Origin of the sequence: Corallococcus sp. CA049B, assembly GCF_003611685.1 — a bacterium.
Lineage (GTDB): Bacteria > Myxococcota > Myxococcia > Myxococcales > Myxococcaceae > Corallococcus > Corallococcus coralloides.
This window is the reverse complement of the sequence record NZ_RAWC01000282.1, coordinates 1-9,711: the sequence shown is the minus strand read 5'-3', so window position 1 is coordinate 9,711 and position 9,711 is coordinate 1. Positions and strand designations below refer to the sequence as shown.

The following is a 9,711-nucleotide window of genomic DNA, read 5'->3' as shown; positions in this document are numbered from 1 at the left end:
GGATGGGAGAGGTCTGGGAGGCGACCGCGACGGGGGATGGGGGGTTCGCGCGGCGGGTGGCCATCAAGCGGCTGAGCGCCGAGCATGAGCAGAGCGCCTCCCTGGCGCGGATGTTCCTCGACGAGGCGCGGACCGCGAGCCGGCTGCACCACGCGAACATCCTGTCCATCCTCGATTATGGCGTGGTGGAGGGCGTCCCGTACCAGGTGCTCGAGTACGTGGACGGCGTCGACGCGGAGCGGCTGCGGCGGCGCGGGCTGGAGGTGGGGGAGGACTTTCCGCCGGAGCTGGCGCTGCATGTGTGCGCCGAGGTGGCCCATGCGCTCCAGTATGCCCATGAGGCGAAGGACGGCGCGGGGCAGCCGCTGGAAATCGTCCATCGGGACGTGAGCCCCTCGAACATCCTCGTGTCGTGGACGGGAGACGTGAAGCTGGCGGACTTCGGCATCGCGCTGGCAAGAGACAGGCAGGAGCGGACGCTGGCGGGGCACACGAAGGGCAAGCCCGCGTACATGCCGCCGGAGCAGGTGACGGGGGGAAATCTGGATGGGCGCTCGGATCTCTTCGCGCTCGGGTGCGTGCTGCACGCGCTGCTGACGGGGCACAGCCCGCTGGCGGGCGAGGACCGGATGGCGGACCTGCTGGCGGGCAAGGAGCTGGAGCCGTCGGATGCGATCCCCGAGGACGTCCGCGACCTCATCGCGCGGGCCGTCCGGAGGGCGAGGCATCAGCGCTTCCAGAGCGCGGCGGAGTTCGCGGAGGCGACCGGCAAGCTGCTCGCGGCCCGAAGCGGGCGGGCAGGGCGCGCGCTGCTGAGCGATTGGATGGCGCGGGTCCGGGCGAAGGAGGAGGCCAGGGCCCGGCCCGTCTCGGGGTGGGCAGGCGCCTTCCTGGAGGTGGAGCAGCTGCTCGGCGGGGTGGCCGCGCCGACCTCCGGGAGTGCAGCGGGGGGCAGTGTCACACCGCCCCCTCGAAGCGAGCCGCGTCCCCAGCGGCGATGGGGGCCCTGGCTCGCCGTCCTCGCGCTGGGGGGAATGGCGGCCGTCGTGAGGCCCTGGAGGCTTGGACTGGAAGCGGCGCCGCCCCTGCCCGCGGTGCGGCTCGTCTCCGCCCCCGTCCCGGCGCCGCCCACCCCGGAGCAGGACGTCGCCGCTCCGGAGGAGCGCTTGCCAACGGACCCGGAGCCGGCGCCCAAGCCAGACGCTGCCCCGCGAGCGCAGGAGCCTCCCACGAAGCGGCCGGCCCGCGCCCCATCGCCCCCGGCGCATCGCGGTTCCGGGACGCTGACGGTGGGCGGTGAGGGGGCCTTGCGCGCGGTGGTCATCATCGATGGGGAGCGCCGGGGCCACGCGCCGCTGCTCATCGAGCTCCCCTTGGGCGAGCATGTCCTGGAGCTCAAGACCCCCGACGGCCATCTGCTGGGCCCGGAGCGGATCCAGCTCACCGAGTTCCACACCCCCGCCGCGCCGCTGCGCTGGGTCGTCCCCCTGGCTCAAGGTGCATCCGGGACACGGTAGGGCACGTCGTTCGAGCGCGTGACAGGCACCGGCCGGGAAGGGGAGGAACCCCGGGCCGCCTCTTCCTGTCTGTGTGATAGTCAACCCCCTGGATACCCCTCGATGCGGGGATGGGAGGCGGAATGCGCACAGCCCACTGGGTGACAGCGGTGGCATGCATCATGGGGCTGATGTGGGCCGCTCCCGCGCAGGCGGGACGCCGCCCCTTCATCTGGACCTTCGATACCGAAATCGTCCCCAAGGGCGACGTCGAGCTGGAGCAGTGGCTGTGGGTCCGAGGCCGCGCTCCCGGCGAGCCCGGCCGGTCCTCGGTGTACTGGATATGGTGGGGACCCGTGCTCGGGCTGAGCCAGCACCTGGAGCTCGCGATCCCCTTCCAGGTGCGCGCCCAACAGGGCGTCACCCAGCTCGAGTCCTTCGAGGCGGACTTCCGCTACCGGCTCTTCCCCCGGGGGGACGACCGCGCCTTCCAGCCGCTCGTGCGCGCGGTGTGGCACCAGGCCATCCACGCGACGGCCCCCTCGCGCGTGGACGTGGACCTCGTCGGCTCGTACCAGTGGGAGGGCGGCCTCCGGGCCACGGTGGACCTGGGCGCCCAGGTGGGCATCCCCGCGCTGCGCGGCGACCCGGGGCCGGCCCGCGTCCTGGGGACCTACTCCGTCGGCGTGGCCTACCCCATCATCGAGGACGAGCTGCGGCTGTCGCTCGAGTCCTTCGGGGAGTTCGACCTGAAGGCCTCCGGCCAGGCCCCGCATGTCTTCGTCGGGCCGAGCCTGGCGTGGACGTTCGGCCGGATGTGGGTGACGGCCGGCACCCTGGTGGGCCTGACGGCCGTGTCCTCCGAAACCCCCCGCTTCATGCCGAGGCTCATATGGGCAGTCGCGCTCTGAAGTCCCTGCTGCTGGCGCTCCTCCTGGCCGCGCCGCTCGCGTCGGCGGAGCCGGGCAGCGTCCAGGGCGAGGTGCGCATCTCCGTCATCGGCGAGGACGGCGAGCCACGCCCGAAGGCGGACCGCTCCGGCGTCGTCGTCTACCTCACCGGCTACACGGAGGAGCCGCCCGCCGAGGTGGCCGTGATGAGCCAGGCCAACAAGGCGTTCAGCCCCGGCGTGCTGCCCATCGTCGCCGGCCAGAAGGTGGAGTTCCTGAACAAGGACGTGGTGCTGCACAACGTCTTCTCGCGCTCGGTGGCCCGCAGGTTCGACGCGGGCAAGAACAGGCCCGGCGAGAAGTACGTGGAGACGTTCAGGAAGACGGGCATCATCGACGTCTACTGCGACATCCACGAGCAGATGGTGGCCACGCTGGTGGTGGTCCCCAACCGCGCCTTCGCGGTGACGGACGCAGACGGGCGCTTCGTGCTGCGCGGCGTGCCCCCCGGGCGCTACCCCCTCTTCGCGGTGCACCGGCGGGACCAGAAGAGCGACATCGCCCGCGCGGAGGTCGTCGTGGAGGCGGGCCGCGCCAGCACGGCCACGCTGACGCTCGTGGAGACACGCACCGACGACACCCACCTGGACAAGCGCGGCAAGAAGTACACCCCCCGGCCCGACTACGCCGAGCAGGCCCGCTGAGTTCCTCCCGTGACGCTCACCCAGAAGCTCATCCTCGCCTTCATGTCGCTCGCGGGCGCGGCGCTCGTCACCGCGCTGCTGCTCACCAACCTCGCCGTGGAGGCGGCGGCGAAGGAGAAGATCGCCAGTGACCTGGAGCGGACGCTGGAGGCCTTCAAGCAGCTCGCCCACGCCAGCCAGGAGCGCATCCGCGACGTGGCGGAGGCGCGCACGCTGGACCGCTCCTTCAAGGAGATGTCGCTGTCGGTGAACTCCGTCGACGCCGATGCGGGGCTGGGCGACGAGAGCTCGGAGACCGACGGCATCCTCAGCGCCCGCGAGGTCATCGACTCGGCGGACACGGAGGCCTTCGGCTTTAGCCGCGGCGGCCCGCTGCCCTGGGCCTTCTTCAACGCCAGCGGGCGGCTCGTCTACACACGCGCCGCGCCGGAGCAGCTGGGGGACGGCCCGGTCCACCTCCCCCTGCTCGCCGCGTCGCTCCAGCGCGGCCCCACCTCCGCGCTCTGGTCTCCCGCGCAGCTGCGCGCCCTGCCCTTCGTCTTCGTCGCTCCCGAGGCGCTCCGGGAAGGGGACCTCCTGCTCGTCCACGCGCAGCCCGCCTACGGCTCGCGGCGGGACAGGGTGGGCGTGGTGCTGTCCGGACAGTGGGTGCGGGACGTGCTCCTGGAGGAGCCCCTGGCGCCCCGGGCCGCCGGGCCCCAGTTGGGGGACACCCGCGCCCGCTTCGTCGTGCGCGCGGAGGACGGGGCCCTGGCCTCGCAGCTCCCCGTGGGCTCGCTGCTCGACGGCGACGGCGTGCGGTCCGGACAGGCCCGCGACGTGTTCATCGAAGGCACGCACTACCTCGTGCGCGGGGGCGCGCTGAGCGGCGTGGATGGGAGCCGCATCGGCCAGGTGTTCGTGCTGCGCGACTTCGACGCGGAGATCAATCCCATCCTCCAGCGCTTCCAGCGCTGGCTCATCCCCACCGCCGTGGGCGTGGCGCTGCTCGCGCTGGCGGCGGCCGTCTTCATGGCGCGGAGCATGGCCTCGCCGCTGGTGCAACTGGAGGCCGCGGCCGGCCGCGTGCGCCTGGGGGACCTCACCGTCGAGGTGCCCGTGCGCGGCTCGGACGAGGTGGGCCGGGTGGCGCAGTCCTTCAACGAGATGGTCAGCGGCCTGCGGCAGCGGGATCAGATCAAGGGCCTCTTCAAGCGCTACCTGGCCCCCCAGGTGGTGGACGAGCTCCTCAAGCACCCGGAGAAGGCCGCGCCGGGCGGCGAGCGGAAGGTGCTCACCGTCCTCTTCAGCGACCTGGTGGGCTTCACGTCCATGAGCGAGCGGATGAGCCCGGAGGACCTCGTCGCCGTCCTCAACACCTACTTCGAGCAGGCCACCGGCGTGCTGACGAAGCACGGCGCGACGCTCGACAAGTTCATCGGCGACGCCATCATGTGCTTCTGGAACGCGCCGCTGCCGCAAGAGGACCACGCGGCGCGCGCGTGCCTCACCGCGCTGGAGCTGGTGGCGGTGGTGGACCGGCTCTCGCCCGCGTTCGAGGCGCGAGGGCTGCCCCGGCTGGACTGCCGCATCGGCATCAACACCGGGCAGGGCGTGGCGGGCAACATCGGCTCCAGCGCGGCCCAGGACTACACCGTCATCGGCGACATGGTGAACCTGGCCTCGCGCCTGGAGGGCGCGGCCAAGGTCTACGGCACCCGCACGCTGGTGGCAGAGGAGACCCTCGCCGCCGCCCGGGGTGTGGTGCTGGCGCGAGAGCTGGACCTGCTGCGCGTCAAGGGCAAGCAGCAGCCGGTCCGCGTCTTCGAGCTGGTGGGCCCGGCGGGCACGCCGCCGCCACCGCACCTCGAGCGCTTCGCCGAGGGGCTCGCGCTCTACCGGGCCCGCCGCTTCGCCGAGGCCAAAGCCGCGTTCCTCGCCTCGCCGGAGGACGCGCCTTCGGGACGCTTCGCCGCGCGGTGCGAGGCCCTGCTCGCGGCGCCTCCTCCCGAGGACTGGGACGGCGTCTTCGTCCTCGACAGCAAGTAGCGGCACCGTCCAGGCCGCAGACGCTGCCGGGCGCCGTCTGGATCAACGACCCAACCCGTCTGGCCAATTCACAGCAGGCTGCGCAGGAATCTCACGAACTCGCTGTCTCACTCGCGTTGACAGGTTCCGCATCCTGGCGGCCATCGCAAAAGAACTGACAACGGCAGGCACCCACTTGCGCAAGCTCATCACCCGGAATCCCGATGCCTGACGCGATGAATCGACGGTTCTTCAACCTGAGCATTGACGTGTATGTGCCGGGGCGGTGGTACTTCAAGACACCGATCCACCTCGACGGTCAGCCACTGGACAACCCCTGGGTGTTCACGCGCGGGACGCCCGTTCCCGACCCAGGACCGCTGCGTATTCCTCTCTCTCGACCAGGGACTCCTCTGGATTTCACCTCCACTGGCGTAGGGGTCTCGCCCGTGCTCAGTAGTCGGACCGCAGAGGTTTTTCGCTCGCTGGCCCCCAACGACGTGCAGCTCTTTCCAGTGCAGGTCGAAGGACAGGTCGAGCCCTATTTCCTCCTGGTCGCGGCGCGCACGGTCCGATGCGTCGATGAGGCCGCGAGTGAGGAGTTCAAGCTCTGGACTCCTGAAGACGGGCAGCCCGAGAAGGTCGGGGGATACAAGTACGTTGCCGGGCTGCGTATCGACAAAGCAAGGGTCGCTGAGGAGCGCGTGTTCCGGCCGTGGGGACTTCGGACCGCGCTCATCGTCGATGGAGAACTCAAGTCCGCCCTGGAACAGACCGGCATCGTGGGAGGACAGTTCGTCGAGGTGTAGAACCCTTGCCCATGGAACTTCGTCCTGCTGTCCTCCTGGGCCTGCTGTGCCTCCTGCCCATCACGAGCACCGCGCGCCCGCGGTCCAGTGACCTGGGCATTCCCTTCGGCGGACAGCCGGGTGCGCTCAATGCCATCACCGACGTGAAGGGCGTTGAAGTGGGCCACGTCACGCTGAACACCGGCGCGCAAATCAGGACCGGCGTCACCGCTGTGCTGCCCCGGGGCCGCGAGGCCGTGGCGCAGCCTGTCTTCGCGGCGACGTATGACCTCAATGGCAGCGGGGAGATGACCGGCTCCCATTGGGTGAAGGAGTCCGGTCTGCTCTCTGGCCCCGTGATGCTCAGCGACACCCACGCAGTGGGGGCCGTGCACGAGGGCGTCATCACCTGGGCCCAGAAGCGCGACCTCACCTGGGAGCTGGGCCTGCCCGTCGTCGCGGAGACCTGGGATGGCTTCCTGCACGACATCGATGGCTTCCACGTCCGGCCCCTGCACGCCATGCAGGCGCTCGACGCCGCGCGCCCGGGCCCCGTCGCCGAGGGCTCCGTGGGCGGCGGCACGGGGATGATCTGCCATGGCTTCAAGGGTGGCATCGGCACGGCCTCCCGCAAGCTCCCGGCGGAGCAGGGCGGCTACACCCTCGGCGTGCTCGTGCAGTGCAACTACGGCAGCCGCCGCCTCTTCTCCGTCGCTGGCGCTCCCGTGGGCGAGGAGCTCCCCGACCTGCGCTCCTGCTACTTCGGAGACGCCCCGCCCCAAGGCCCCTACCGCGCCAACCTGCCGCCGTGCTCGAAGCGCGCCAGCGCTGGTCCGCCGCCTCCGGAGGGCATGGGCTCCATCATCATCGTGGTGGCCACCGACGCGCCGCTCCTGCCGCACCAGCTCGACCGCGTGGCCCGACGCGTGCCGCTCGCGATCGGGAAGATGGGCGGCCTGGGGGAGAACGCCTCCGGCGACATCTTCCTCGCGTTCTCCACCCAGCCCGTGAGCTCCACGGAGGTCGCTCCGGTCTCCATGCTCGACAACGAGCGGATGACCCCTCTCTTCGAAGCCACCGTGCAGGCCACCCAGGAGGCCATCCTCAACTCGATGCTCGCCTCCGACACGATGAGCGGCTTCCAGAGCGTCCGCGTCCATGGCCTGCCACCCGACCGCCTGGTGAAGGCCCTGCGGAAGTACGGACGCCTGCCGCCGGCCCCGAAGCCCACGAAGTGACAGCGGCTCCGCCCGGCCTTCCCCGCGCTGCATCCGCTGCGCCATGCTGCGCAGCCTGACTTGACGCAAGGGGATGCGGGATGGAGACGGACTACGGACCGCCGAAGGATGAGCAGGAGCTGGCCGCCATCGCGGACATCACCACGCAGGCGTTCGCCATGCCGCTCGCGGACTCCGAGACCGTGGTGCGCAAGAACTTCTCTGAATCCTCCCTGCGCATCCTGCGCGTGAACGGTGACGTGGCCGCCACGCTCACCCTCATCCGCATGGGCCAGTTCCTGGGCGGCCGTTCGGTGCCCCTCATCGGCGTGGGCGGCGTGGGCGTCGCTCCCGCGCACCGGGGCGCAGGCGCCGCCACGCGCCTCTTCCATCACTTCCTGCGAGAGATGCGCGACGAAGGCGCTCCCCTCTCCGTCCTCTACCCCGCGACCCAGCCGCTCTACCGGCGCGTGGGCTACGAGGTCTCCGGCGCGCGCTACGAAGTCCACGTCGAAGCGGCCTCGCTGGAGCTGGGAGAACGCTCGCTGTCCCTGCGCCCCCTGCGCCCGTCCGACGACGCGGCGGTGGAGGCGTGCTACCGGCGCTTCGCCGCCCAGCACCACGGCTGGCTGGACCGGGGCGACTACATCTGGCGGCGCGTGCGCACGCCCCGCAACGACACCGCGTACGGCTACGTCGTGGAGGGCGCGTCTGGCATCGAGGGCTACGTGTACCTCATGCGGAGCCTCTCGCCCCAGGGCGCCGTGCCCACGCAGGTCGTCAAGCTCACGGACTTCACCGCCACCACGCCCGCCGCCGCGCGACGGCTCCTGCGCTTCCTGGGCGACCACCGCTCGCTGGCGCGGGACGTGGTGTGGTTCGGCGGCGCGGACGAGCCGCTCCTCGCGCTGCTGCGCGAACAGACCTACCAGGTGAAGCTCTCCATGCACTGGATGACGCCCATCCTGGATGTCACCAGGGCCCTGGAGGCGCGAGGTTTCGCCCCCGGCCTGTCCGGCGCGCTCCACCTGGACGTGGAGGACGACCTCCTCCCGGAGAACACGGCCGCTTCGTGCTGGAGGTGGAGGGCGGTACCGCCCGAGTCCGGCCCGGCGGAGAGGGCCGCCTCAAGCTGCACGTGCGTGCCCTGGCCCCGCTCTACACCGGCTTCCTCACGCCACGCGCGCTCCAGCTCGCCGGGATGCTGACCGGGGACGACGCGTCGCTCGACGCCGCCAGCGCCCTGTTCTCCGGCCCCGCCCCCTCGCTGCGCGACATGTTCTGACGCAACCGGCGCGGGCTACCCGGCCCGCGCGGGGAGTGGTAGGAGCGGCGTCCTCGGACGGAGGAGGCTTCACACGTGCGCGCGTTCGTCACCGGTGGCTCGGGGTTCGTCGGGAAGCACCTGCTCGCGGCGCTCGCGAAGCGCGGGGAACCGGCGCGCGCGCTGGCCCGCTCGCCGGAGGCCGCGCAGGCCATCCAGGCCGCGGGCGGCGAGCCGTGGGAGGGCGACCTCAGCGACCCGGAGCGCCTGCGCCTGGGCATGGAGGGCTGCGACACCGTCTTCCACGCCGCCGCGCACGTGAAGCTGTCCGGCCCTCGCGCGGCCTTCTACGAGGCCAACGTGCGCGGCACGGAGACCGTGCTGGAGGCTGCGCGCGCGGCGGGCGTGAAGCGCTTCGTGCACGTGAGCACGGAGGCCGTGCTCGTGGACGGCGGCCCCATGGCGAACCTCCACGAAACGCACCCGCTGCCCGAGCGCCCCGTGGGCCCGTACCCGTCCACCAAGGGCCAGGCCGAACGGCTCGTGCTCCAGGTCAACTCGCCGGAGTTCACCACCGTCGCCGTGCGGCCCCGCATGGTCTGGGGGCCGGGGGACACCACCGTGCTGCCCGCGCTGGTCGCCGCGGTGAAGTCCGGGCGCTTCCGCTGGATTGGCGGCGGGCACTACCTGACGTCCACCTGCCACGTGGCCAACGTCGTGGAGGGCATGCTGCTGGCCGCGGAGAAGGGGCACGGCGGTCAGGCGTACTTCCTCACCGACGGCCCGCCCGTGGAGTTCCGCGCCTTCGTCACCGCGCTCCTGAAGACGCAGGGCGTGGAGCCCGGCGACAAGACCCTGCCCACCGGACTGGCCGCGACGGTGGCCGTGGTCAGCGACTTCGTCTGGGACCTCCTGGGCCTCAAGAGCGCTCCGCCCCTGTCCCGCACGGAGCTGCTGCTCGCGGGGCAGGAGGTGACGGTGAGCGACGAGAAGGCCCGGCTGGAGCTGGGCTACACGGGCAGCGTGTCGCGGGACGAAGGGCTGCGCTCGCTGGCCACGAAGGCGGACTGAAGCGCGCGAAAAGTCCCCCGGGGTTGGAGTAGCCTCCCGGGTCATGCGCAGGTTCGAGTTCGTCGACGGCAACAGCTCCAAGTTCTGGATGCCCGAGGTGCAGGGCGCCACCTTCATCGTCACCTACGGCCGCATCGGCACCGCGGGACAGCGCAAGGAGAAGGCCTTCCCGGACGAGGAGGCCGCCCTGCGCGAGTACAACAAGAAGGTCGCGGAGAAGGTCCGCGAGGGCTACGCCGAGGTGAGCACCGGCAGCCGTCCTTCCGCCTTGGGC

General features: G+C 71.5%; 9 protein-coding genes and 1 pseudogene. All 10 read left to right on the top strand.

What is annotated here, in order from left to right:
• Positions 1–1,517, top strand: a 1,517-nt coding sequence (locus D7W82_RS35810; RefSeq protein ID WP_120622596.1) for a serine/threonine-protein kinase, incomplete at its 5' end; no start/stop codon positions are given.
• Between the two features lie 122 nt (positions 1,518–1,639).
• Positions 1,640–2,407: a hypothetical protein gene (locus tag D7W82_RS35805; protein ID WP_120622595.1), complete on the top strand. Its 768-nt coding sequence runs from the start codon at positions 1,640–1,642 to the stop codon at positions 2,405–2,407.
• Entirely contained in the window at positions 2,389–3,090 is a 702-nt protein-coding gene (locus tag D7W82_RS35800; RefSeq protein WP_120622594.1) for a carboxypeptidase regulatory-like domain-containing protein, read from the top strand. The genes D7W82_RS35805 and D7W82_RS35800 overlap by 19 nt, the downstream gene beginning before the upstream one ends.
• Positions 3,091–3,099: 9 nt before the next feature.
• Positions 3,100–5,118 (top strand): adenylate/guanylate cyclase domain-containing protein, encoded by a 2,019-nt coding sequence (locus D7W82_RS35795; protein ID WP_120622593.1) that lies wholly within the window; start codon positions 3,100–3,102, stop codon positions 5,116–5,118.
• Between the two features lie 203 nt (positions 5,119–5,321).
• Positions 5,322–5,906, top strand: a complete 585-nt coding sequence (locus tag D7W82_RS35790) for an imm11 family protein (protein WP_233588142.1) — start codon at positions 5,322–5,324, stop codon at positions 5,904–5,906.
• Positions 5,907–5,917: 11 nt separating this feature from the next.
• Positions 5,918–7,123: a P1 family peptidase gene (locus tag D7W82_RS35785; protein ID WP_120622592.1), complete on the top strand. Its 1,206-nt coding sequence runs from the start codon at positions 5,918–5,920 to the stop codon at positions 7,121–7,123.
• An 80-nt stretch (positions 7,124–7,203) separates the two neighbouring features.
• Positions 7,204–7,998 (top strand): annotated as a pseudogene (gene eis / locus D7W82_RS35780) (enhanced intracellular survival protein Eis); the annotation flags it as partial.
• Positions 7,977–8,387, top strand: coding sequence for a sterol carrier protein domain-containing protein (locus tag D7W82_RS42660; protein ID WP_372240400.1), 411 nt, complete (start codon positions 7,977–7,979; stop codon positions 8,385–8,387). The pseudogene eis and the gene D7W82_RS42660, both read left to right, overlap by 22 nt.
• A 75-nt stretch (positions 8,388–8,462) precedes the next feature.
• Positions 8,463–9,437, top strand: coding sequence for an NAD(P)-dependent oxidoreductase (locus tag D7W82_RS35775; RefSeq protein WP_120622591.1), 975 nt, complete (start codon positions 8,463–8,465; stop codon positions 9,435–9,437).
• 43 nt (positions 9,438–9,480) lie between these two features.
• A partial coding sequence (locus D7W82_RS35770; protein ID WP_120622590.1) for a WGR domain-containing protein occupies positions 9,481–9,711 on the top strand: 231 nt, incomplete at its 3' end.

Excerpts from the sequence above, each read along its gene's own strand:
- D7W82_RS35805 (WP_120622595.1), top strand. The coding sequence starts at position 1,640 with ATGCGCACAGCCCACTGGGTGACAGCGGTGGCATGCATCATGGGGCTG.
- D7W82_RS35800 (WP_120622594.1), top strand. The coding sequence starts at position 2,389 with ATGGGCAGTCGCGCTCTGAAGTCCCTGCTGCTGGCGCTCCTCCTGGCC.
- D7W82_RS35790 (WP_233588142.1), top strand. The coding sequence starts at position 5,322 with ATGCCTGACGCGATGAATCGACGGTTCTTCAACCTGAGCATTGACGTG.
- D7W82_RS35785 (WP_120622592.1), top strand. The coding sequence starts at position 5,918 with ATGGAACTTCGTCCTGCTGTCCTCCTGGGCCTGCTGTGCCTCCTGCCC.